Origin of the sequence: Streptomyces sp. NBC_00704 (assembly GCF_036226605.1) — a bacterium.
Lineage (GTDB): Bacteria > Actinomycetota > Actinomycetes > Streptomycetales > Streptomycetaceae > Streptomyces.
In genome coordinates this window covers 420734-444479 of record NZ_CP109000.1, presented here as the reverse complement: position 1 = coordinate 444479, position 23746 = coordinate 420734, and the positions used below count along the sequence as shown (strand labels likewise).

Below are 23746 nucleotides of genomic sequence, written 5' to 3'. Positions count from 1 at the left end.
CGGCCGCAGGTGCGCGGGCGTTCACACCAGCGGGATGACGACCTCGTCCTCCACCGGCGGGTTCAGCTCCTGGGCGAGGTTGCCGGTGGCCGCGTGGCAGCGCAGCCGGACCGACTCCGGTGAGACGTCCAGGCGCAGGAAGCACTTGAAGAAGGGCGGGCTGTAGGTGGCGGAGCCCGGCGAGAAGAGCTGCGTGTAGATCTTGCGCACGGGCAGCCGGAGGCGTGCGCGGCGCTCCGGGCGGCTGCCGGTTCCGAGCAGGGAGGCGACCAGCCGGATCCGTCGCGTCACGCGCACCCGGGGGCCCGGTGCGCGGGTGGGCGGGATGCCCAGCCGCTCGACGACGACCGCCTGTGCCTCCTCCTCGGTGAGGGCGAAGAAGCGGCGCATCCGCAGCCGGCGCCCGTAGAGCCGGCTGTAGAAGGCCAGTGAGTCGCCGCGCAGCGGGTAGCAGCGGAAGTCGCCCTCCGTGACGCCGGCGACGGACACGCGGGGGATGGTGTGCGTGGCGTGCATGAAGGCGCCGCCGCCGCCCGCGACGACGTACTGGAGCGTCCGGCCGTCCGCGAGGCGCACCGGGTAGCGCTGGTAGTTGTGGATGTCGCCGCCTATCGCCGCGACGTAGCGGTGGGCGGGGTCGCGGACGATGTCGTCGACGGTGCCGCCGCCCTCGACGGGACACGGACGGCGTTCCCCGTCGACGACCAGGGGTGAGCCGGTGACCAGGATCTTCGGGCGCGGCCCCTGCGACACCTCGCGCAGCCACGCGCCCTGTTCGGCGTCCAGGACGCCGAGGAGCCCGGTGTCGATCCCGATGACGCGCAGGGGGCCGGCGTCGACGGCCCAGTACGGTCCGGGCTGTACGGCCTGCTGACCCGGAGCGCCGCGCAACGCCCGTGCCCGCGCGAGGAGCCGGCCGTCGTCCGGGCGCGGCCGGTGCCACAGCAGCGAGCGCAGCCAGGCACGGGTCAGGGGGTGCGGCGCGGGCTCGGCGGGCAGGGGAGGTGCGTCGCCGCAGAAGACGCGCATGAACGCGCCGAGGTCCTCGTACCAGTCGTGGTTGCCCGGTATCGCGTAGACGGGGGCCCGGTAGTCGCGGTACGGGCGGAAGAACTTCGCCTCGTAGTCGTCGGCGCTGCCGACCGGGTAGATGACGTCACTCGCCAGGACGGTGAACGACGTTCCCTGACTCACCCTCAGGAAGCCCGGCACCACGGCGTATTGGGGGTCGTCCCCCTCTCCCGTGTCGCCGATCACCATGAAGGAGAACTCGTCCGGGTCGTCACGCCGGACGACCTTGTCGGCCGGTGCGCCGGCGGCCGCCCGCTGCGCCACCAGACGGCTGCGGGTGCGTCCCGTGGGGTCGCCGAACCAGGAGGCGAGCACTCCGTTGCGGGCGGCCCACAGGAGCCGGGGGTTCAGCCACGAGATCTTCTCGACCCCGCCCGGCATGAGGTGGCGGTAGGTGCCGCGGTCGGCGTCGCCCCAGCCGGCGCCCGCGGCGGTATCGCGTGAGGAGTCAGACACCGGTGCACCGTAGCAACGACCGCGCCGGGGGCGGCGCCGGGCCTGCGCCCGCGACCGCCGGACAGGGAACGCCGACAGGGAACGCACAGGCAGCTCACAGCACTGCCGGGCGCGGCGGCGCCGGACCCGTCCGCAACCGAGGGATAACCCTTGAAGCGTCCCGGTCGGGCTGACATGTCATCGACAAGCCTGTCATTCTCCCACCCAACTGCCGCACACGAGCGGCATGGTGCCCCCACCTGCACACGGTCCCGCACCGCTCAGCTCGTCCGGACAGCACACCCGTCTGCCCGGTCTGTCACCGGCCGATCCCACCGGCCGCAGCAGTAGGAGTACGAGTGAGACCCAACCCCCGCAAGCGGTCCGCCGTCGGAGCGGCCCTGCTCTCCACCGCCGCCCTTCTGGCTCTCGGCGTCCAGTCGGTTCCGGCGACCGCGGCGCCCGCGGCCCCCCACCCCGCCCCCCTGCGCACCGGCGGCCTGCCCGCCGACCTCACGCCCGCCCAGCACACGGCACTCATCCGCGGAGCCGAGGCGAAGACGGCGCAGACAGCGCAGACCCTGGGCCTGGGCGCCCAGGAGAAGCTGCTCGTCAAGGACGTCGTGAAGGACAACGACGGCACCGTGCACACGCGTTACGAGCGCACGTACGCCGGACTGCCCGTCCTCGGCGGCGACCTCGTCGTGCACACGCCCCCGGCCTCGCTCGCCGCCGGCACGGTGAGCGCGACCTTCAACAACAACCGCCGCACCGTCTCCGTCCGGTCCACGACCGCCTCGTACGGCAAGGCGGCCGCCGAGACCAAGGCGCTCAAGGCCGCGCGCGCCCTCGACGCGAAGGACCCGGCCGCCGGGAGCGCCCGCAAGGTGATCTGGGCCGGCTCGGGCGCCCCGAAGCTCGCCTGGGAGACCGTGGTCGGCGGACTCCAGGACGACGGCACGCCGAGCAAGCTGCACGTCGTCACCGACGCCACCACCGGCGCCGAACTCGCCCGGTACGAAGGCGTCGAGACCGGCACCGGCAACACCCAGTACAGCGGCGCGGTCAGCCTGTCCACCACGCTGTCCGGGTCGACGTACCAGCTGTACGACACCACGCGCGGCGGTCACAAGACGTACAGCCTCAACAAGGCCACCTCGGGCACCGGCACCCTGATGACCGACGCCGACGACGTCTGGGGGACCGGCGCGGGGTCCGACACGCAGACCGCCGGCGCGGACGCGGCCTACGGCGCCCAGGAGACCTGGGACTTCTACAAGAACACCTTCGGCCGCAGCGGCATCAAGAACGACGGCGCGGCGGCCTACTCCCGGGTCCACTACAGCAGCGGCTACGTCAACGCCTTCTGGGACGACGACTGCTTCTGCATGACGTACGGCGACGGCAGCGGCAACACCCACGCGCTGACCTCGCTGGACGTGGCCGGCCACGAGATGAGCCACGGCGTCACCTCGAACACCGCGGGCCTGAACTACACCGGTGAGTCCGGCGGTCTGAACGAGGCCACCTCGGACATCTTCGGCACCGGAGTCGAGTTCTACGCCGGCAACTCCTCCGACGTGGGCGACTACCTCATCGGCGAGAAGATCGACATCAACGGCGACGGCTCCCCGCTGCGCTACATGGACAAGCCCAGCAAGGACGGCGGCTCCGCCGACAGCTGGTACTCCGGCGTCGGCAACCTCGACGTGCACTACTCCTCGGGCCCGGCGAACCACATGTTCTACCTGCTCTCCGAGGGCAGCGGCAGCAAGACCATCAACGGCGTCACCTACAACAGCACGACGTCCGACGGCGTGGCCGTCGCGGGCATCGGCCGGGCCGCCGCGCTGCAGATCTGGTACAAGGCCCTGACCACGTACATGACGTCCAGCACCAACTACGCGGGCGCCCGCACCGCGGCCCTGAACGCGGCCGCCGCGCTCTACGGCTCCGGTTCCGCGCAGTACGCGGGAGTGGGCAACGCGTTCGCCGGCATCAACGTCGGCGGTCACATCACGGTCCCGTCGACCGGTGTCACGGTCACCAACCCGGGCAGCCAGACCGCCAAGGTCGGCACCGCGGTGAGCCTGCAGATCTCGGCGAGCAGCACCAACGGCGGCTCGCTGACGTACGCGGCGACCGGTCTGCCCGCCGGCCTGTCGATCAACTCCTCGACCGGTCTGATCTCCGGCACGCCGACCACGGCCGGCTCGTCCGGCACCACCGTGACGGTGACCGACTCGACCGGCGCGACCGGCACCGCGGCCTTCACCTGGACGGTCAACGCCTCCGGCGGAGGCTCCTGCACGGCCACGCAGCTCCTGGGCAACGCGGGCTTCGAGTCGGGCAACACGACCTGGACCGCCTCCAGCGGCGTCATCACCACCTCCAGCGGCGAGGCGGCCCGCACCGGCTCCTACAAGGCCTGGCTCGACGGCTACGGCTCGACCCACACCGACACGCTCTCGCAGCCGGTGACGATCCCGAGCGGCTGCACCAACACCACGTTCACCTTCTACCTGCACGTCGACACGGCCGAGACCACCTCCAGCACCCAGTACGACAAGCTGACGGTGACCGCCGGGTCGACCACCCTGGCCACGTACTCCAACCTCAACGCGGCCTCCGGCTACGTGCAGAAGTCCTTCAGCCTCGGGTCGTTCGCGGGCTCCACCGTGACCCTGAAGTTCTCCGGCGCCGAGGACTCCTCCCTGCAGACCAGCTTCGTCGTGGACGACACCGCCGTCACCACCGGCTGATCGCTCAGGCGACGACGACGTCCCGCCCACGGGCTCCCTCCGTGGGCGGGACGCCGCCTGTCCGCCTGTCCGCTCGGCTCGACGGGCCGGTCCGGTCAGCTCAGCGGGTCGAGCGTCAGGTACGCCTGGCGCGGTGAGCCGTCGTGGACGAGCGACTCCTGGTGGCCGACGTCGTCGAAGGCGAACGCGTACGCCTTGCCGTCGGCCATCTGCGCGTGGATCTTGCGCGCGTAGTGGTTGGTCACGGCGTCCTGGTAGGAGTTCGCCGCCGTCGTGTCCGGCTGGTTCGGGTTGACCAGCAGCGTGGAGCGGTTGAAGCCCGCGCACAGGGTCCGCGAGATCGGCCCGCGCACCGCGTCGTTGGGGGCGTCCAGCAGCCGGTGACAGCCGAAGACGCTGGAAGCGTCCGGCTTCTGGAAACTGGTGACGACGGCCCCGGAGGCGTTGGTGAAGTTCATGACCCCGCCCGAGACGCGGCCGTAGTACTTCGTGCCCGGCTGGTCGGCGAACGGCGTCACGGTCAGCGTCGTCGTCGCGTACTTCTGCCACACGCGGTTGACGTAGTCGTCCATGACGCCCGCCGGCAACGCCCCGGTCTCCACCCCGTACAGGGGGGAGAGGGCGCGCAGCACGGTGCCGTCGGAGCGGGTCTGGATCAGGTTCGCCCAGCCGCCGGGCTGGCCGCGCAGGGCGTTGAAGAAGCCGGTGTAACCGCCCGGCTTGAGATGCCCGGTGCTGACGGTGCTCCCGTCGGAGCGCTGCACCCCGACCGCGTACGGCGCGGAGAACATGTCCACCTGGGTGCTGTTGAGCCACAGTCCCGAGTCGTCGAGCGTGTACTCCGACCAGTTGAACAGGATGGAGCGGTTGGGGTCGCTCGGGTTCTGCACGGCCGGCTGCACCAGTCCGCCGGTGGTCAGCCGGAAGTCGAGCTTGCGCCCGTACGAGAAGTAGATCCGGCCGGAGAACTTGGGCACCCGGATCGTGGCCGACTGCCCGGGGCCGGGTCCTGCGATCGACGCGTCGGGGGCGGGGGTCGGCGGGTTGCCGCCGGCCGGCCAGGGGTGGAAGCCGCCGTTCGCGTCCGCCCAGCCCTGGCGGCCCGACGACAGCTGGGTGCCGAGGTTGTACACGTAGACGGACTCGCCGCGGCCCGAGTTGTTGGTGATCTTCAGCGGGATGGTGTCCGGGACGGCGGCCCCGGCGACCTGCGGTGGCCCGAGGGTGAGCAGTGCGCCGACGAGGGCGCCCGCTCCCAGCAGCCTGAGGGTGATCTTTCTGAGCACTCTCCACCTCCGTGGGGGATAGGCATGTGGGGTGGTCCGTGGAACGTCCGTGGGGGGCGGAGTTGGTCCGGACCAGTGTGAGAGCGCTCTCAACGTCGCATCGGGCCGTGCGCATGTCAACGACTTCAACAAAAGAGAACGCCCACGACCCTTCAGGGCCGTGGGCGTCCGTGCCGGCTGCCGGTCCGGTTCAGAAAGGGTCCGGTCAGAAGGTCCGCTTCAGCAGGTCGAGCAGCGCGGTCCAGTGCCGCTCGTCGGCGGCCTCGTCGTACGCGGAGGTGTCGGCCTGCGTGTAACCGTGCTCGGCGCCGGTGTACACCTCGCAGGTGTGCCGGACGCCGGCCGCGGTGAGGGCCTCGTCGAACCGCGCGATCTGCTCCGGAGGCAGGCCGTGGTCGTTGTCCGCGTGGCCGAAGTACACCTCGCACGTGATGTGCTCGGCGGCGAGGTGCGGGCTGTCCGGCGCGTCGGTGACGAGGCGGCTCCCGTGGAAGCCGGCCACCGCCGCGACCTGGTCCGGGTACGCCCCGGCCGTGGGCAGGGTGAGCCGGGCTCCCATGCAGTATCCGGTCACCGCGACCGGCCCGTCAGCGACCGCCGGGCTCTCCCGCATCCACCGCAGATACGCGTCGGCGTCCCGGACGATGAGCTCCGGGGTGAGCGCCAGCACGAACGGGTACAGCGTCTCGAAGATCTCCGGCCGCGCGGCCGGGTCGATGAACTCCGGCAACTCCATCAGGGGGGCGCGGCCGTGGCGGTAGAACAGGTTGGGCACCAGCACCGCGTAACCGGCGCCGGCCAGCCGGTCGGCCATCGCCCGCAGCTGCGGACGGAGCCCGAAGGCGTCCTGGTAGAGCAGCACGCCCGGGCGGGGCGCCCCGTCGCCGGGGTGGGCGAGATAGGCGTCGGCGACGCCGTCCCCGGTGCGGATGTCCACTGCTGTTCCCTGTACGGAGGTCATGGGGGAGCCTCTCTGCGCGGTGCACGGCGACGAGCGGTCGCCCGGGCCCGGCCGGACCGGGCGGACGACACGACGTCATCGTTGCACGCACCATTCATCCGGCCGTGAGGGCCCCCGGCGCCCGGCGGTGCTACTCGAAGCGCGAGGTGTCGCCCGCGCCGTGCCGCACGATCTGCGCCTCGCCCTCCGAGAAGTCGATCACCGTGGTCGGCTCCGTCCCGCACTCCCCGGAGTCGAGCACGCCGTCCACCACGTGATCCAGGGTGTCCTTGATCTCCCAGCCCTGGGTCATCGGCTCGTCCTCGCCCGGCAGCAGCAGGGTGCTGGACAGCAGCGGCTCGCCCAGCTCGGTCAGCAGGGCCTGGGTGACGACGTGGTCCGGGATGCGCACGCCCACCGTCTTCTTCTTGGGATGCTGGAGCATGCGCGGCACCTCCTTCGTCGCCGGGAGGATGAAGGTGTAACTGCCGGGAGTCGACGCCTTGATCGCGCGGAACACGTCCTTGTCCACCCGGACGAACTGGCCGAGCTGCGCGAAGTCCTGGCAGACCAGCGTGAAGTGGTGCCGGTCGTCGAGGTTGCGGATGGCCCGGATGCGGTCGATGCCGTTCTTGCTGCCCAGCTTGCAGCCGAGGGCGTAGCAGGAATCCGTCGGATACGCGATCAGCGCGTCCGCCCGGATGGCCGCCGCGACCTGGGAGATGGTGCGCGGCTGGGGGTTGTCGGGGTGCACGTCGTAGTACTTCGCCATTGACCGAGCTTATGCCGTGCCGGGCGGTGGCACCGTCCCGGAACGTCCGGCCCGCCCCGCGCGGGCCGGAGCCGGGCGGCGCGGCGCCGGACCCGACGGCGGCGGGAGGCGGCCCCCGCGCGCGGTGCCGCCCCCGCCGACCGGTTCCCCGGTCGGTCCTCCGCGCGCCGCCGGGGGCCGTCCCCCGCCGCGCGGCCGTCAGTCGCGCAGCCGGACCGGGATCTCCTGCCAGCCGCTCGCGATGAACGAGGGCACCTGCCGCAGTTCCCCGGCCGCGATGTCCAGTCGCAGCCCGGGGAACCGCTCGAACAGCGCGGGCAGGGCGGTGAGCGCCTCCATGCGGGCCAGGGGCGCCCCGATGCACCGGTGCACGCCGAGCCCGAAGGCCAGATGGTCCTCCGCCCCGCGGGCCGCGTCGAACTCCTGCGCGTCCGGCCCGTAGTGCGCCGGGTCCGCGTTCGCCGCCGCGTAGGTCGTGATGATGGCGTCGCCGGCCGGGATCGTCACGTCGCCGACCTTCAGGTCGCTGACGGCGAAACGCAGCGGCAGCGTGGCGATCGACGGGTACAGCCGCAGCGTCTCGTCCACGACGGCGTCCCAGCCGATCTCACCGCGCCGCACGGCCGCGAGCTGCTCGGGCCGGCGCAGCAGCGCCACCACCGCGTTCCCGACGAGGTTGACGGTCGTCTCGAACCCGGCCCCGATGACCAGCAGCAACGTGTACAGCAGCTCCTCGTCGCTCAGCCGGTCGCCCTCCTCGTCGCGCACCCGGATCAGCTCGGTCGTCAGGTCGTCGCCGGGCTGTTCGCTCTTGTGGGCGATGAGCGAGCCCAGCACCGCGCCGATCTGCTCCTGCACGAACGCGGCGTGCTCCGGAGTCGGATCGGAGGTGTCCATGATCGCCGCTATGAGCCGCCCGGTGGCGGGCCTCAACTCCTCGGGTACGCCGAAGAGTTCGCAGATGATCCGCATCGGCAGCGGGTGGGCGAAAGCGGCCTTGAGATCCACCGGCGCCCCGCCGCCACCCACGCCGTCGCCGTCGCCCTCGCCGTCGCGGGCAGCGTCGTGGTCGAGGGCGTCGAGCAGTTCGGTGGTGATCGCCTCCACGCGCCCGCGCAGCGCCTCGGTGCGCCGGTGGGTGAAGCTCGGCGCCACCAGTCGCCGCAGCCGTGCGTGGTCGGGGCCGTACGTGGAGAGCATGTTGACCACGCCGACCCAGCCCAGGATCCAGCCCCAGGAGGGGTGTCGGCCGATCTCCGGCCAGAGCCGCCAGTGCCGCCGGGGATCCTTGCTGACCCGCGGGTCCAGGATCAGCGTCTTGAGGGTGTCGTAGCCGGTGGGCGCCCAGGCCGGGATGCCGCCGGGCAGCTCGACGGGCACGATCGGGCCGAGGGCGCGCAGCCGGGCGCTCTCGGCGTGCACGTCGGCGCCGAACGGGTCGAGGGCGATGCGGTCGGTCACGGTCACGTACGGACTCCTTGCGAGGTGGAGGAGGCGGGCGAGGGGGAGCGGGGGCTGAAGCGGACGGGCAGCGCGCTCAGCGAGCGGTGGAACGGGCCCGGCCGCCAGGTCAGCCGGTCGCGCGGCACCACGGGGTCCAGGTCGGGCAGCCACTGGGTGAGCTGTTCGATCGCCTCGGTGACGAGCAGCAGTGTGTGCTGCTTGACGGGGCAGGCGTGCGCCCCCGCGCCCCACGACAGGTGCGAGGCGTCGGCGGGATGCCGGCCGGCGTCGCCCTCCCGCTCGGCGAACCGCCCGAGCGCCCCGTAAGAGACCACCACCGGCACCGCCTCGCGCAGCCGGACCCCGTGGAACGAGACGGGCCTGCGGGCGTAGTACACGCCGTAGTTGGCCAACGGCGTCTCGTGGTGCAGCACCTCCACCACCGCGTCCATGACCGGACGGGCGCCGCTGGTGAGCGTGGAGTAGTACACCGGGTTGCCCAGGATCCGGGACAGGGTGTTCGACACGAGGTTGGCGGTCGGCTCGTACCCGGCGCCCAGTGTGAGGAACACCTGCCAGGTGACCTCCTCGCGGGTCAGTCCGGCCGGGTGGTCCAGCAGATGACTGGGCAGGTCGTCGCCGCGCCGCCCGGCCTTCGCCGCGATGAGCTCCAGCACGTACTGGGCGTACTGGGCCTCGCCCTCGGCGGCCTGCGCACCGCCCTCCATCATCTTGCCGAGGCCCTCGTTGAGCCGGTCTCCCTGGCTGTCGGGCAGCCCGAACAGGTCGTTGAGCACCAGGGCCATCAGCGGCCGCGCGAAGTCCGCGACCAGGTCGGCCTCGCCGCGCGGACCGATGCGGCCCGCGAGCAGCCGCACCGCCCGGTGCACGCGCCCGCGCAGGTCGTGCGGTTCGACCAGGTCGAAGACGTCGATGAGGGTGGTGCGGTAGCGCAGGTGCTCCGCGCCGTCGGCGAACAGCGCGTTGGGCCGCCACCGCATCATGCCCAGCACCGGCGAGTCGACGGGCACGGTGGCCTCCCAGGCCCGCGGATCGTGCGAGAAGGCCTGCGTGTCGTGCAGGACGTCCAGCGCGGCCCGCCGGCCGGTGACCACGTACGCGGGCACGCCGGGCGCCAACTCGGCCCACCCGACGTCCCCTTGGGAGCGCAGGGCGGCGTAGTAGCGGTGCGGGTCCGAGGCGAAGCCGTCCTCCCACAGCCGGACCGGCGCGGCGCGGTCGACGTCGCGCCGGCCGGCGGGGAGGGCGTTCACCGGGCCTCCGCCGGGAAGCGGCCGACGAGATGGTCGACCAGCGCGAGCAGCGCGTCGACCGAGGAGTTCGCGTCGCGGGCGTCGCAGGTCACCATCGGCGTCCCCGGCTCCAGGTCCAGCGCCCGGCGCAGCCGTTCCTCGCCGTAGTGACGCGGTGCGTCGGGGAAGGCGTTGAACGCCACCGCGTACGGCAGCCCGCTCTCCTCGACCAGCCCCAGCACGTCGAACGACGCGTCGAGGCGGCGGCTGTCGACCAGGACGAGCGCCCCCAGCGCCCCGTGGGCGATGTCGTCCCACAGGCTCCGGAAGCGCTCCTGTCCGGGTGTGCCGAACAGGTACAGCACGACGTCGCCGGGCAGGCTGATGCGGCCGAAGTCGATGGCGACGGTGGTGGTGGACTTCTCCCGCACTCCGGCCAGGTCGTCGACCCCGGCGGACGCCTCCGACAGGGGCTCCTCGGTGTGCAGCGGCCGGATCTCCGACACCGAGTCGATGAGGGTCGTCTTGCCCACCCCGAACGGTCCCGCGACGAGGATCTTCACCAGGTCGCGGTCGGTGTCGGGCACGTGGACGGCGCCGGTCGCACCGGCGCTACGAGCGAAGCTTGAGGGCGCGGAGGCCATCGGCCACTCTTTTCAGCAGGTCGGGGTCGTACCGTTCGGCGGGCGGAATCGGCGCGCGGGCGAGGACCAGGTCCCGGTCGAGGAGGTCGGCCGCCAGCACCCGTACGGCGGAGACCGGGAGCCGCAGCAGCGCCGCGGCCTCCACCACGGCCAGCGAGCCGTCCTCCAGGCTGTCCAGCAGGGCGAGTTCGGCGGCGGGGAGACCGGCGGGCGGCGGCTCGCCGCTGCGGGCGAGCACCGAGAGCCGCTCCAGGTGCGGACGGCTGGGCCGGGTCACGCCGCCGGTCGACAGGTACGCGGGGACCAGGGGCCGGCCGGCCGGGCGGTCGGTCATGCCGCAGGGTCGTCGTCGGCTCCTCGGGGCGCGGCCGCCATGGCCTTCTCGCCCAGTCGCGCCACCTGCGAGTGGAGCCGGTGCGCCAGCAGGTCCAGCCGCACCTCCGCGTCGCCGTACGCGGCCACGCAGGTGCCGTGGTCGGTCGGCACGATGAGCACGTACCCGTGGTCGGACTCGATGACGATCTGCCGCACCTCGGCGCGCTCCCGGTCGGCGAACGCGGCCGCCGCCGTCCGGCAGGCGCCCTGCACGGTGCTGGTGATGGCGGCCACCCGCTCGGCCGAGGGCTGGGACAGGGCGTCGGTGTAGCCCGTCACTAGACCGTCCCGGGTCAGCATGACGGCGGCCAGCACGTGCGGCACCTGCAGGATCGGCTCCAGCACCCATGCCGTGTCGCCCGTGTTGCGGCTGGTCATCTGGCCGCGCCCCCTTCGTCGTCGCTCTGGTCGGTGTCGTCGTTCAGGCCGTGCAGGTCGTGCGGGTCGTGCGGGTCGTTCAGGTCGGTGCGATCGCGTCGCTCGGTGCGCTCGTCCGAGGCGGGCGGACCGGTGCGCTCGCCGGGGCCCGCGGCCGCGGCGCGTGCCGCCGCGGTGCCGGACTGCAGTGCGCCGAGGGCGGCCGCGGCCTCCTCCGCACGGCGCGCGGGGCTGCGCCGGGGGTGCGGTCCTGCTGCGGCGGCGGCGCTGCGGCAGACCGTCGGCGTCCGGGAGTTCGTGGTGCCCGGGCGGCGGGTCCGCGGCGGCGGCCTCCGAGCCGTAGGCGTGGGCGGGACCGGCCGGTGCGGCAGCGGAGGCCGGCCGGTCGGGCGCCGTCCTGCGCGTGGTGCGGGTCGTGCGCGGGGCGCTCGCGGCCGGCGGCCGGTCGGCCGGGTCGAGGTGGCTGAGGAGGTGGCTGTCCACCCGCAGCACGGCCCGCACGCCTCCGTAGGGCGAGGCCGAGGAGACGTCGACGCCGAGGTCGAACTGCCGGGTCAGCCGGCCGATCGCGGCGAGGCCCATGCGCGGCGGGTCGCCGAGGTCGGTGAGCAGGATGGGATCGTCGCCGGCCACCAGCCGCTGGGCGCGCTCCCGTTCGTCGAGGGTCATGCCCAGGCCCGCGTCGTCGACGGTGACGCACACCCCGTGATGGACGTGCTCCAGGCTGACCACGACCTCGGTGTCGGGGGCGGAGTGCCGCAGCGCGTTGTCGAGCAGTTCGGCGACGATGACGGCCACCGGCTCGACGGCGTGCGACACCAGGGCCGTTCCGGGTTCGAGGTGGTTGTGGACCTGTACCCGGTGGTATCCCGCGAGCCGCGCCTGGCCGCCGGTCACCGCGTCCACCAGGTGCGATTCCTCGCGCGCCAGCCCGACCCAGGCGCCGCACACCACGGCCGCGACCTGGGCGCGGCGCAGCGACTGCTCGTTCTCGTGGTCCAGCCGGAACAGCGTCTGCGCCAACTCCGGGTCGTCGTAGCGCTGCTGGAGCCCGCGCAGGGCGTCCTGCAGCCGGTACAGGGCCGCCTGGATCTCCCGGACGGCGCCCCGCATGCCGGCCTGTGCCGCGGCGTCGACGCGGGTGCGCTGGGCTGCGGCCTCGGTCTGCACGGCCAGCAGCACGTCCTCCAGGGCGACGCCCAGCGGGGTCCCGGCGGTGAGCGGCTGGAGGGGCCCCGGCACGGACAGGTGCGGGTGCGCCACCCGGCGGGCGGCGGCGGGCACGCGCCGCGTCGCCAGATGCTCGACCTCGGCCGTGAACGCCCGTGCGGTGCCGTCGAGCCGGGTGCGCAGCGCGGCGATCTCCGCGAGCTGCCGGTGGTGCCGCCGCCTGCCACGCACGAGTCCGCCGCCGAGGGCGAACGCGGACAGTGTGCCGGCGGCCAGGGCGCCGGCCACGAGGTCCGGTAATTCGATCATGGATGCGGTCCAGTGAGGGTCGGGCGGTTTCGCGGCGTTCAGGGCAGGCCGGGTCCGACGGGCTCGGACCGGGCACTCGCAGCACAGTACACACCGTCATCGATCGATCCCGCACGGTCGAGCGGGACTTCGCTCCGAAAGTGCCCGGCATCTGTTCACTTCTGCGCCGACTGTCGGAATTGCCTTACGCCGCAAGCGAATTGGACGACACCCACGCACGCGGACCAGGTCGTCCACCCCGGTCAGGTCACCGGTCCCCGGCGCCGGCCGACGCGGACCCGGTCACACCCCGAGAGCCGGCGAGAGCACGGCCAGCGTGCCGTTGGCCTGTCGCAGCGCGAGTTCCAGCGTGCCGGGCGGGTGCAGCGCGCCCGTGCCGTCCGGCGGCACCAGCCACTCCACGAAACGGGCCGCCCGGTAGGGGGGAGGCACCGCCACCCACGATCCCCGGCCCGCGCGCCGCAGTCCCGCCCCGATCCACCGGCTGCCGGGATCGGGCGGCAGGAAGAAGCCCACGCGGTGCGCCGCGGTGTCGACGAGCGTCGGCCCTGGCACGGGACGCGAGGTCTGCCACAGCAGGTCCAGGGTGAGCAGTCCCAGGCGGTCCGGCACGCTGAGCACGTCCCAGTAGCGGCCCGCCTCCAGCAGCGCCACCCCGTCGCCGTGGTCCCACTCCCGCTTGCACAGCCGCGGGTCCGTCGCGGCGGCCGAGAGCCACTCCACGCCGCGCATCCACCTCGCATCGCTCATGTCGGCTCCGTGTGACGTCCGCCGGCGGCCGCCTGCCGACCGGGCATATGCATGCTGGTGGATCTTTGCCCGTGGCGGAAGGGGTGGCGAACCCTGGCGTTTCGGTCTGTTTCGTTCGACGTCCGCGCCGCTGTTCGACTCCGTTCGCAGCACGAAGGGCCCGGTCGGAAACCGCCGGGCCCTTCGTGTTCCGTTCGACGTCCCCGCGCGCCCGCCGGGGCGAGGCCTCACTCCGGCGGGCGCGGCCGGGTCAGCTCCGCCCCGCGCCCCGCTGCGGTACCGGCAGCGGCGGTTCGGCCTGACGCAGTTCGGCCAGCAACTCGTTCTGCCCCGCGAGCAGTTCGGTGAGGATGCGACGCGCGGCACGCAGCAGCTCCGCCACGTCACCGCCCGCCAGCGCGTAGCTCACCGTCGAGCCCTCCCGGATCGAGACGACGATCCCCGAGCGCCTGAGCACCGCCAACTGCTGGGACAGGCTGGAGGGTTCGATCTCGATCTCGGTGAGCAGGTCCCGCACGGCGACGGGGCCGCCCTGCAGCAGTTCGAGGACCCGGATGCGCACCGGGTGCCCGAGCATGCGGAAGAACTCGGCCTTGGCCTGGTAGAGGGGAACCTGCATGGTCAATCGCTCGCTCCCTGCCGCGTTCGGTACGTGGTCCTCGCCGGCACGGCGGCCCGTCCCGCCGGTCGTACACCGCCGCGCGCGTGCTTCGTCCCGATCCTGACGGCTGCCGGCTCCGCACACCCGTGTGATGCGCTGATCTGGATGTGTCGAGATGAAGAATTCTTCATATCCAGGGCGTGCGAAGTCCGGGACCGCGGGCGTCCCTACACCTCGAGTTCGGACTCGATCCGCTTCAGCTGGTGGCGGGCCATGGCCAGGTTGGACCGGCTGCGGTCCAGCACCAGATAGAGGAACAGCCCGCTGCCGGTGCGTCCCTTGAGCAGCCGGATCAGGTGGTACTGCGTCGCGAGCGTGATCAGGATGTCCTCGATCTCGCCCTTGAGGCCGAGGTGTTCCATGGTGCGGACCTTGGCGCGGATCACGTCGGTGTTGCCCGCCGCGGCGACGTTCAGGTCGAGGTCCTTGCCGCCGCCGAGCGTGCCGAGTGCCATCCCGCTGGTGTAGTCCACGACGGCGACTCCCAGTGCCCCCTCCACCGCGGTCATCGTCTCTTTCATGGAGATCTCCACATTGGCCATGGCGCTGCTCCCGCCGGTTGCACGGGTCCGGTCTCCTCCGGCCCCGCTGGTCCCCCGACCGTACGGAGACTGTCCCCCGGGAGGGTGACGTCTTCCGGGACTGGCGCAAGGACCTCCGGAACGCGCATGTTCCGGCTCCCTTTTGATCACACGCGTCCGCGATCCGACCGGATCACGAGCAGGCACGGAGCCGCGGGAGCGGACGAGGCGCTCCCTCACCGAACCCGGGGCGTCCGGTCCGGCGGAGGCGCGGTCGAGGCGCGGACGACGAGGTCGACCGGTGGCTCGCTCGCCGGCAACGGGACCGCGTCCGGGTTCTCGATGGCGTGCACGAGACGCCTGATGCCGTCCCGCGCCACGGCGTCGAACCGTTGCGGCACCGTGGTCAGCGGAGGGATCACATAGGCGGCGACCGGTATGTCGTCGAAACCGACGACGCTGACGTCGTGCGGCACCCGGAGCCCTGCCTCCGTCAGCGCGCGCACGAGACCGATCGCCATGTCGTCGTTGGCGGCGAACACCGCGGTGACGTCGCCGTCCGCGGCCAGTTCACGGCCGGCCGCATAGCCGGACGCGGCCGACCAGTCGCCCTGGACGACGGGCGGCGCCTTCCTGCCGTGGGCGGTCAGCGCCGTCCGCCAGCCCTCCAGCCGGTAGCGGGCGGCGTACCAGGCCTGCGGCCCCGCGAGGTGATGGACCGTCGTGTGGCCCAGGCCCAGCAGGTGTTCGGTCGCCGCCCGGGCCATCGCGTCGGCTCCGCCGCCCGCTGTCAGCACGGTGGGCGCGACGACGGGGGAGGGGGCGCCGAGGACCAGGATGGGGACGTCGACGCGCAGGGCGCCGTCGCCGCCGCCCGCCTGCTCGTCGATCGGCTCCGAGATGACGATGCCGTCCACGCCCTGGTCAAGGAGCGAGTCCACGGCCCCCGCGACGCCCCCGGGATCGCCCTCGACCGTGTTGACCACGCGCAGCGCGTATCCCGTGCCGCGGACGACGCGCTCGACGCCCATGAGCAGGGAGGCGGGACCGTACAGGGCGGTGCCGAGCGTCACCACGCCGATGGATCGCGTGCGCCCGGACGCCAGGGCGCGGGCGGCGTTGTTGCGCCGGTATCCGAGCCGCTCGGCGGCTTCGAGGACACGTCGGCGCACGTCGGCGGAGACGTACTGCTCGTCGTTGAAGACGCGCGACACCGTCTTCTGGGAGACGCCGGCCAGCTGGGCCACGTCCGCGCTGCGGGGCGCCGGGGAGGATCCGCTCCGCCCTGTTCCTCGCGTCATGGTGTCTCCCGGTGGCCGCCGTGTGTCCCCATGATGGTGCCAGACGCCCATGTCGGACGTCCGCGCCGGGCGTCCGCGCCGGGCACCGCCGGACTCGCGGCGGGCGGGCCGGACCGCAGGTCAAGTGCCCGGCAGCCACTTCTCCAGGGCGTCGATGAGGCGCTCCAGCGCGGGCTCGTCCCCGGTCCGGTCCGTCGTGACGGTGCGCCCGTCGAACTGGAGCGTGTACCGGAACCTGTCCGCGGCGCCCCCGTCCAGCGAGAACGCGGGGACGTCGTCGAGCGCGGGGTCCGCGAGCAGGGTGCGCAGCCTCGTGAACTGGGCGGACGTCGCGCGGCGGACCCCGGACGCGCCGCGGTCGGCGGTGCGCACGGTGCCGTCGCCCCGCACGATCACCTCGCGGTTCACCCCGGCGAAGCCCCCGGTGACCGTCATCGTGACCAGCTTCCGGCCCTGGCCGGTGCCGGACGGCGGCGGAGTCGCCCCCGCCGGATCCGAGGCGCCTGGGGAGGCCGATGCGGTGGGCCCGGAAGGAGCGGCGGAAGGGGCGGCAGAGGAAGGGGCGGCCGGGGCGGACGGCGACGGGGTGCCGGAGAGCGACACGGAGACGCTCGCGTCGTCCGCCGGCTCCGCGGGCTTCCCGTCGTCCCCGGCGGAGCAGCCGGCCAGTGCCAGCGCCACCGCCGTCGCGCACACGAGAGCCGAGCTGCGAGCGGCCACATCGTCCTCCTCGAGGGTCGTGAGCCACTGAGTACCCGTCAAGCCGTGGCGCCATGCCCCCGGTCGGCGGCGGCGGCGCCGGCGGACGGCGGTCCGGTCCGCGAGCGGTCACCGGTCCCGGGCCGGTGGGCGGACCGGGATGCGGGCCGGGCCGGTCCGCTCCGCGGGGGGACGGCGGCGTCGCTTGCGGCCGGTCCGGTGAGCGGGCAGGGTTCCGTGCCGTGGCCACCTTGCTGATCATTCATCACACCCCCTCGCCCCACTGCCAGGCCCTCTTCGAAGCGGTCGTCTCGGGCGCGACCGCGCCGGAGATCGAGGGCGTCCGTGTCGAGCGCCGCGCGGCCCTCGCCGCCACCGCCTCCGACGTGCTGGCCGCCGACGCCTGTGTGCTGGGCACCCCGGCCAACCTCGGATACATGTCCGGCGCGCTCAAGCACTTCTTCGACCAGATCTACTACCCGTGCCTCGACGCCACGCGCGGCCGGGCCTTCGGCTACTACGTGCACGGCGGCAACGACGTCACGGGGGCGGTCCGCTCGGTCGAGACCGTCACCACCGGGCTGGGCTGGCGGCGCGCGGCCGAGCCGGTGACCGTCACCGGGGAACCGGGCAGAGGCGATCTGGAGGCCTGCTGGGAACTGGGGGCGACCCTCGCGGCCGGTCTCATGCGGTGACCCGCGCTGTGCCGCGCCGGTGACCTTCCGCGCGGGGGCGGTCGGCCGGGATCAGTTCCAGAGCGAGTACGTCACGACGCGTGCGACGTGCGCCGGCCTGTCCTTCGGATAGAAGAGCGTGATCCGGCTGTAGTGCCGGACATGGGCGCGCTTCTTCCACGGCTCCGGGCGGTCGAGCTTCACCACGACCGCGTAGCGGTGGAAGCGGCCGGCGGCGCAGTAGGGAACGCAGTCGTTGACGACGTTGACCCCGTTCGCCCGCGCCGAGCGCGCGCCCCAGCTGTACCAGTGCAGCGACACCAGACGGCTGTTGCCGTCGCCGCAGGCCAGGATGAAGCGGGCGGGGCGCACCTTGGCGTGCCCGAAGCAGTCGACCAGGACCGGCGGCGCCTGCCGCACCACCGCCGGACGTGCCGCGGGAGGCGACGAGGCCGGTGCGGCCGCCGCCGAGCCGACGGTCGCCGTCAGTCCCAGCGCCGCGCAGATCGTGACCGCTGTCCGCGTCGTGTGTCGCATGTGTCGCATGTCCGCTCCCGCCCGCCCGGACAGTGGCGCGCCGTTGTGCCGCGCCCCGCCGGGGTCCTCTACCGACGCTACGGCCACGAGCGGAAGGCGACCACTCGAACGGCCCAGGGCCGCGAGGCGGCGCGTGCGTCTTCGGGCCGGGCCGTCCGCCGCGATGACGCTGCGGCCGTAGTGCCCCGACACACCGTGCGGGCGGCGGCATTCACGCTTTCGGGGAGACGGTTCCGGGGGGCGCGGCCGAAAACGCACGCTGAACAGGCGGAATCCCCAGCGCCGCATGGTCATTTCCAGCCGATGTTTTGACATTCGCATGACAAATCGTGGCACCGAGTGCCACCCTGCTGCGGAGTTCACCATTCCTCCACACCGCGTCACGCGGCCTACGACCAGCCACCCCCCACCTCCTTCCACCCGCCTGTCGTGCAGCGCTCCGGGCCCGGCCCCTGTCCCGCCGGCCCCGCCCTACCCCGGTCCCCCTCACGGGCCGACCGTCGCACAGAAGGAGACCCCGTTGCCCCGGCGACTCAGCCCCACCCCCCGGCGCAGACGCGCCACCGCCACCGCCCTCGCCCTCACGACCGCCGGCGCCCTGCTGGCGCTGGGCGCCCCCACCGGCGCCGCGACCGCGGCCGCCGCCGACCCGGCGCCCTCGCCGATCACCGCCACGCCGCGCGCGGGCGCCGCCCCGACGCCCTTGTCGGCGGCCCGCCGCGCCTCACTGATCAAGGCGGCCGGCACCGCCGCCGCCGACACGGCCCGGCGGCTCGGCCTGGGCGCGCGGGAGAAACTGCTCGTCAGGGACGTCGTCCAGGACGCGGACGGCGCCACCCACACGCGTTACGAGCGCAGCTACGCCGGACTCCCGGTGCTCGGCGGGGACCTGGTCGTCCACTCCGCCCACGGCCGGACCACCGTGTCCCGGGCGACCGGGGCCGCCGTCACGGTCCCGTCCCTCACCCCGCAGCTCTCGGCCGCGAGCGCCGCCGGGACGGCGCTCGCCGCGGCGAAGAGCGCCGACGTCACCGGAGCGTCGGCGGGGCGCGCACCGCGCCTCGTCGTCTGGGCCGCGGCGGGCAGGCCCGTCCTCGCCTGGGAGACCGTCGTCGGCGGAGTCCAGGACGACGGCACGCCCAGCGAGCTCCAGGTGGTCACCGACGCGACCACGGGCAAGCGGATCCTCGCCGCCGAGAAGGTCCACACCGGCACGGGCACCGGCCAGTTCGTCGGCACCGTCCCCGTCGGCAGCGTCCTGTCGGGGTCCACGTACCAGCTCACCGACCCCGACCGGGCCGGCCACAAGACCTACGACCTGAAGCAGGGCACGTCGGGCACCGGGACCCTCTTCACGGACGACAACGATGTCTGGGGCAACGGTCTGCCCTCCGACCGCCAGACCGCCGGCGTCGACGTGGCCTTCGGCGCCGCCGCCACCTGGGACTACTACAAGGACGAGTTCGGCCGCAACGGCATCCGAAACGACGGAGTCGCCGCCTACAGCCGCGCCCACTACGGCAACAACTACGTCAACGCCTTCTGGCAGGACAGCTGCTTCTGCATGACGTACGGCGACGGCTCGGGCAACACCCACCCGCTGACCGCGCTCGACGTCGCCGCCCACGAGATGAGCCACGGCGTCACCGCCGCCACCGCGGGCCTCAACTACAGCGGGGAGTCCGGCGGCCTCAACGAGGCGACCTCCGACATCTTCGCCGCCGCCGTCGAGTTCCACGCGAACCTCGCCGCCGACCCCGGCGACTACCTCGTCGGCGAGAAGATCGACATCAACGGCGACGGCACCCCGCTGCGTTACATGGACAAGCCCTCCAAGGACGGCTCCTCCCGCGACAGCTGGAGTTCCTCCCTCGGCGGGCTCGACGTCCACTACTCCTCCGGCCCCGCCAACCACTTCTTCTACCTGCTCTCCGAAGGCAGCGGCGCCAAGACCGTCAACGGCGTCTCCTACGACAGCCCGACGTCCGACGGCCGGCCCGTCACCGGCATCGGCATCGAGAACGCCGCCGCCGTCTGGTACCGGGCGCTCACCACCTACATGACGTCGACGACCGACTACGCCGGCGCGCGCACCGCCACGCTCCAGGCGGCCGGCGACCTGTTCGGCACGTACAGCCCCGCCTACCTCGCCGTCGCCGACGCGTGGGCCGCCATCAACGTGGGCAACCGCATAGCCCTCGGCGTCAACCTCGCCCCGATCGCCGACCGGACCAGCGGGATCGGCCAGGCGGTGAGCTTCCAGGTCGACGCCTACACCACCAACTCCGGCGCGGGCCTGACCTACGAGGCGACCGGACTGCCCGACGGACTGAGCATCAGCCCGAGCGGACTGATCTCCGGAACGCCGGACGCCCTCGGCGACAGCGACGTCTCCGTCACGGTCACCGACAGCGCCGGCGCGTCCGCCACGGACACGTTCACCTGGCGGATCGCGTACATCTACGCCGGCAGCGCCCGCGTCGACATCCCCGACAACGGCCCCGCCGTGGAAAGCCCGGTCACCATCACGGGCCGCGACGGCAACGCCTCCGCCGCCACGTCCGTCCACGTCGACATCGTCCACACCTACCGCGGTGACCTGACCGTCGACCTCGTCGGACCCAACGGCACCGTCTACTCCCTGCTCAACCGCAGCGGCGGCTCCGCCGACGACGTCGACCAGACCTTCACCATCGACGCCTCCGCGCAGCCTCTCGACGGCACCTGGAAACTGCGGGTGCAGGACCGCGCCTCGATCGACGTCGGGTACATCAGGGGCTGGCAGCTCACCCCCTGACCCGGAACGCCCCACACCGCCGCCCGGGTCCCGTGCGACCCGGGCGGCCGTGCGCTCCCGGTTACGCCCCCGACGGCATACGGGTTTCGGCCTTCCCCCGCGCGGTCGTCGTGCCCTGCGCGGTCGCCGCGCCCTGCCGCCCGGCACCGGCCGACTCACGGGCTGCGGCGGGGCGCGGGGACGGCGCCGGCCACGAGCTGGGCCAGCGGCGTGCCGAGCGCCCACAGCCGCAGCCGCGGACCGTCGATCAGATACGTGTGGCCCTCTCGCGCCGCCCAGACCTCGTCCCGGTGCGTGAACGCGCCCCGGTGCACGACCAGGCGCAGCGGCGGACCGGCCGGCCCCCGTGACCGCCGCCGCGTCCGGCAGGAGCAGGCCTCCTCGCCGGGCAGCGGTTCGGCGACCGGACGGAACACCACGTCGAGCAGCCGCCCCCGGTCGTCGCGGGCGGCCAGGTGGAGGGCGTCGTGCCGGGCGGGCGACGACACCCGCCAGCCGTCCCGCCGCAGCATCCGGGCCACCGCGATCACCAGCGCGGGCGTGTCCAGTTCCGCCAGTTCGCAGGCCGTGTAGTACCCGCGCCGCAGCCGGGCCGGCCGGCGGGAGCGACGGCGCACGACGACGACCACCACGGCGAGCGCCGCCGGCGCCAGCACGCCGGCGGGCCAGCCGAACGCGCGGCAGAGCAGCGCCAGTCCCGCCAGGCACGCGCCCGCGAGCGCCAGCAGAGCGCACAGGGCGGGCAGCACCTCGCGCAGCCGGGGCCCGTCACGGCCCGACGCACGCAGCTCGCGCACCGCGCGCCGCCGCCGCGCACACGCCGACTCACCGGCCCGCGCCCGCTTCCGTCCACGTGCCATCAGGGTCGGCCCCCCACCCCACACACAACGGCGTGTACGCGGTGCATACCCGGCCCATCGGGGGATTGCGCCCGAACGTCATCTTTCCGCCACGCCTTGGCCGAAGAGCGGCCGGCGTCACCCGCCGTCGCGCGCCACCGACACCGTTCCCCGCGGCCCCTTCGGCCCCCGGACGACGGGCCGTTGTCAGTGGCGGGTGACAAGCTGCCGGTCATGGACGAGGTTGAGTTCCTGCGGGGCCGGGTCTACGGAGCGGACCACGAGGACGCGGGCCCCCGCCCGGAACGCGTGTACGCGCATCTGGTGGGCGGCCCGCTGGACGGACTGCTGCTGGACGTCACCGACCGCTCGGAGCAGGAACTGCGGGAGGTGGCGCTGACCACGGAGATAGGCCGCTACGGGCCCGGTGGCCGCGCCCTGTACGCGCGGCGCGAGAACGACGGCCGCCGTCTCGACTGGCGAGGCGACGCCCCGGGCGTCCTCTGAGGAGGGAGCCGCCCCAGGTGGCCCGCGGCACCGGAAGGATGGCTTCCGTCGTGCGGGGATGATCAAATGTGCGCATGTCCACAGGATCCGCCTCGGCCCCGCTCGCGGCCGCCGCGCCGAAGACCCGCCACGGCTGGCACAAACTGCTCATCGCGCTCGTCCTGCTCGGCCGTGTGACGCGCGTCCCGGCGGCCGTCGACGCCCCCACGGGCTCCACCCCGTCGAGCTGGTGGCTCGTCGTGTGGGAGGTGCTCGCCCTGGTGCTGGCGGCCTTCGCCGTGAGCGAGTGGGAGATCCTCTCGGCGGCCTCCTGGCGCATGTCGGTCTCGCAGTGGATCTGGCTGGTCCTCTTCCATGTCGGCCTCCTCGGGTTCCTCGGATCAGTGCTGTTCCAACTGCTCCGGTAGGGCGCCGGCGCCTCTCGGCTCTGCTCGGTCCCTCGGTTTCCGGGCCGCTCGGGTGCTTCTGTCACCCGGGCGGCTCATTTGTTCGATCGTACGAACATGGCTTCGGCAGGGTTACTTCTGCGCGCGGCGCTTGATAGGAAACTTTCCTGTCAGTCGCAACACGGAAACACCCCACCCCCCACTCCTCACCTGGAGCCACTGTGGTGCACATATCCCGGCCGTCCGACACCCCGGCCCCCGCCTCCCGCCGCCTCTTCCTGGCCCTCGCCGGCGCGGTGGCGGCCGCTCCCCTCCTCGGCGCCGCGCAGGCGACGGCGGCCCCCGCCGCGAAGGGCCTCGACGACCCGGCGAAGAAGGAGATCGCCATGAAGCTGGTGTCGAGCGCGGAGAACTCCTCGCTCGACTGGAAGGCCCAGTACAAGTACATCGAGGACATCGGCGACGGACGCGGCTACACCGCCGGCATCATCGGCTTCTGCTCGGGCACCGGCGACATGCTCGACCTCGTGGAGCTGTACGCCGACCGCAAGCCGGGCAACGTCCTCGCGAAGTACCTGCCCGCCCTGCGCTCCGTCGACGGCACCGACTCGCACGCCGGCCTCGACCCGGACTTCCCGAAGGACTGGCGCAGGGCCGCCCAGGACACCGCGTTCCAGCAGGCCCAGAACGACGAACGCGACCGGGTGTACTTCGACCCGGCGGTCCGCCAGGGCAGGACCGACGGACTGCGCGCGCTGGGACAGTTCGCCTACTACGACGCCATCGTCATGCACGGCGACGGCGGCGACCCCACCAGCTTCCGCAACATCCGCAGGCGCGCCCTCGCCAAGGCCAAGCCGCCGGCCCAGGGCGGCGACGAGACGGCGTACCTCAAAGCCTTCCTCGACGCCCGGGTATGGGCCATGAAGCAGGAGGAGGCGCACAGCGACACCAGCCGCGTCGACACCGCCCAGCGGGTCTTCCTGCGCAAGGGGAACCTGGACCTGGAACCGCCGCTGGACTGGAAGGTGTACGGCGACAGCTACCACATCGGCTGACGCGAGCGGCGGAGCGGAAACCTTCGGCCCCGCCCCCGCCCCCGCCCCCGCCCCGCCCCTGACCGCCGCCCCGGCCGGGCCGCGCACCCGCTGCGCCGGTCCGGCCGGGCGGCACCGCGGCACGGCGGGTGCGGGGCCGAAGGGCGCGTGAGTGAGGCGGCTGGGGCGTAGGTGGTGG

Annotated in this window: 22 protein-coding genes and 1 pseudogene; 6 read left to right on the top strand and 17 right to left on the bottom strand. The window is 73.2% G+C overall.

What is annotated here, in order from left to right; translation table 11 throughout:
- Window positions 1-21: 21 nt before the first annotated feature.
- Window positions 22-1527, bottom strand: a complete 1506-nt coding sequence (locus OG802_RS01795) for a metallophosphoesterase family protein (protein WP_329406457.1) — start codon at window positions 1525-1527, stop codon at window positions 22-24.
- A gap of 338 nt (window positions 1528-1865) precedes the next feature.
- On the opposite strand from OG802_RS01795, the gene OG802_RS01790 reads away from it, so the two are divergent.
- The gene (locus OG802_RS01790) at window positions 1866-4268 is read left to right on the top strand and encodes a M4 family metallopeptidase (protein ID WP_329406456.1); all 2403 of its coding nucleotides are present in this window, start codon (window positions 1866-1868) and stop codon (window positions 4266-4268) included.
- Window positions 4269-4363: 95 nt separating this feature from the next.
- On the opposite strand, the gene OG802_RS01785 is transcribed toward OG802_RS01790, so the two are convergent.
- The 14 genes and pseudogenes from OG802_RS01785 to OG802_RS01720 form a co-directional block, all read right to left on the bottom strand.
- Complete coding sequence (locus tag OG802_RS01785) at window positions 4364-5554, bottom strand: glycoside hydrolase family 64 protein (protein ID WP_329406454.1); 1191 nt, start codon at window positions 5552-5554, stop codon at window positions 4364-4366.
- A gap of 205 nt (window positions 5555-5759) precedes the next feature.
- On the bottom strand, window positions 5760-6515 hold the full coding sequence (locus OG802_RS01780; RefSeq protein ID WP_329406451.1) for a dienelactone hydrolase family protein: 756 nt from the start codon (window positions 6513-6515) through the stop codon (window positions 5760-5762).
- A gap of 130 nt (window positions 6516-6645) precedes the next feature.
- Window positions 6646-7266 carry an L-threonylcarbamoyladenylate synthase gene (locus OG802_RS01775; protein ID WP_329406450.1) on the bottom strand — a complete coding sequence of 207 codons (621 nt, stop codon included), beginning with the start codon at window positions 7264-7266 and terminating at the stop codon, window positions 6646-6648.
- Between the two features lie 198 nt (window positions 7267-7464).
- Window positions 7465-8733 carry a cytochrome P450 family protein gene (locus OG802_RS01770; RefSeq protein ID WP_329406449.1) on the bottom strand — a complete coding sequence of 423 codons (1269 nt, stop codon included), beginning with the start codon at window positions 8731-8733 and terminating at the stop codon, window positions 7465-7467.
- Window positions 8730-9983, bottom strand: coding sequence for a cytochrome P450 (locus OG802_RS01765; RefSeq protein WP_329406447.1), 1254 nt, complete (start codon window positions 9981-9983; stop codon window positions 8730-8732). Before OG802_RS01765 ends, OG802_RS01770 begins: the two co-directional genes overlap by 4 nt.
- On the bottom strand, window positions 9980-10606 hold the full coding sequence (locus OG802_RS01760; protein ID WP_329406444.1) for a GTP-binding protein: 627 nt from the start codon (window positions 10604-10606) through the stop codon (window positions 9980-9982). The genes OG802_RS01765 and OG802_RS01760 overlap by 4 nt, the downstream gene beginning before the upstream one ends.
- Window positions 10575-10940, bottom strand: coding sequence for a DUF742 domain-containing protein (locus tag OG802_RS01755; protein WP_329406443.1), 366 nt, complete (start codon window positions 10938-10940; stop codon window positions 10575-10577). The genes OG802_RS01760 and OG802_RS01755 overlap by 32 nt, the downstream gene beginning before the upstream one ends.
- On the bottom strand, window positions 10937-11359 hold the full coding sequence (locus tag OG802_RS01750; RefSeq protein ID WP_256920740.1) for a roadblock/LC7 domain-containing protein: 423 nt from the start codon (window positions 11357-11359) through the stop codon (window positions 10937-10939). Before OG802_RS01750 ends, OG802_RS01755 begins: the two co-directional genes overlap by 4 nt.
- Window positions 11360-12055: 696 nt before the next feature.
- Window positions 12056-12472: pseudogene (locus tag OG802_RS01745) on the bottom strand (ATP-binding protein); the annotation flags it as partial.
- Window positions 12473-13120: 648 nt separating this feature from the next.
- Window positions 13121-13588: a hypothetical protein gene (locus tag OG802_RS01740; RefSeq protein WP_329406441.1), complete on the bottom strand. Its 468-nt coding sequence runs from the start codon at window positions 13586-13588 to the stop codon at window positions 13121-13123.
- 250 nt (window positions 13589-13838) lie between these two features.
- Window positions 13839-14207, bottom strand: coding sequence for an ArsR/SmtB family transcription factor (locus OG802_RS01735; protein WP_329416892.1), 369 nt, complete (start codon window positions 14205-14207; stop codon window positions 13839-13841).
- A 209-nt stretch (window positions 14208-14416) separates the two neighbouring features.
- Window positions 14417-14791: a hypothetical protein gene (locus OG802_RS01730; protein WP_329406440.1), complete on the bottom strand. Its 375-nt coding sequence runs from the start codon at window positions 14789-14791 to the stop codon at window positions 14417-14419.
- 215 nt (window positions 14792-15006) lie between these two features.
- Window positions 15007-16071 (bottom strand): LacI family DNA-binding transcriptional regulator, encoded by a 1065-nt coding sequence (locus tag OG802_RS01725; RefSeq protein ID WP_329406438.1) that lies wholly within the window; start codon window positions 16069-16071, stop codon window positions 15007-15009.
- Between the two features lie 120 nt (window positions 16072-16191).
- A complete protein-coding gene (locus tag OG802_RS01720) occupies window positions 16192-16791 on the bottom strand; it encodes a hypothetical protein (protein ID WP_329406437.1) in 600 nt (199 codons plus the stop codon).
- 221 nt (window positions 16792-17012) lie between these two features.
- On the opposite strand from OG802_RS01720, the gene OG802_RS01715 reads away from it, so the two are divergent.
- A complete protein-coding gene (locus OG802_RS01715; RefSeq protein WP_329406435.1) occupies window positions 17013-17465 on the top strand; it encodes a flavodoxin family protein in 453 nt (150 codons plus the stop codon).
- 51 nt (window positions 17466-17516) lie between these two features.
- Here OG802_RS01715 and OG802_RS01710 read toward each other — a convergent pair whose 3' ends face one another.
- Window positions 17517-17990: a hypothetical protein gene (locus tag OG802_RS01710; RefSeq protein WP_443055161.1), complete on the bottom strand. Its 474-nt coding sequence runs from the start codon at window positions 17988-17990 to the stop codon at window positions 17517-17519.
- Between the two features lie 511 nt (window positions 17991-18501).
- Here OG802_RS01710 and OG802_RS01705 point away from each other — a divergent pair.
- Window positions 18502-20778, top strand: a complete 2277-nt coding sequence (locus OG802_RS01705) for a M4 family metallopeptidase (protein ID WP_329406433.1) — start codon at window positions 18502-18504, stop codon at window positions 20776-20778.
- Between the two features lie 155 nt (window positions 20779-20933).
- On the opposite strand, the gene OG802_RS01700 is transcribed toward OG802_RS01705, so the two are convergent.
- Complete coding sequence (locus tag OG802_RS01700) at window positions 20934-21638, bottom strand: hypothetical protein (protein WP_329406432.1); 705 nt, start codon at window positions 21636-21638, stop codon at window positions 20934-20936.
- A 213-nt stretch (window positions 21639-21851) separates the two neighbouring features.
- Here OG802_RS01700 and OG802_RS01695 point away from each other — a divergent pair, with 213 nt between their 5' ends.
- The 3 genes from OG802_RS01695 to OG802_RS01685 all read left to right on the top strand — a co-directional run bounded on the left by OG802_RS01695 (window position 21852) and on the right by OG802_RS01685 (window position 23568).
- A complete protein-coding gene (locus OG802_RS01695; RefSeq protein ID WP_329406431.1) occupies window positions 21852-22124 on the top strand; it encodes a hypothetical protein in 273 nt (90 codons plus the stop codon).
- A gap of 74 nt (window positions 22125-22198) precedes the next feature.
- Complete coding sequence (locus OG802_RS01690; RefSeq protein ID WP_329406430.1) at window positions 22199-22531, top strand: hypothetical protein; 333 nt, start codon at window positions 22199-22201, stop codon at window positions 22529-22531.
- A 200-nt stretch (window positions 22532-22731) separates the two neighbouring features.
- The gene (locus OG802_RS01685) at window positions 22732-23568 is read left to right on the top strand and encodes a chitosanase (RefSeq protein WP_329406427.1); all 837 of its coding nucleotides are present in this window, start codon (window positions 22732-22734) and stop codon (window positions 23566-23568) included.
- The last annotated feature ends 178 nt before the right edge of the window (window positions 23569-23746 follow it).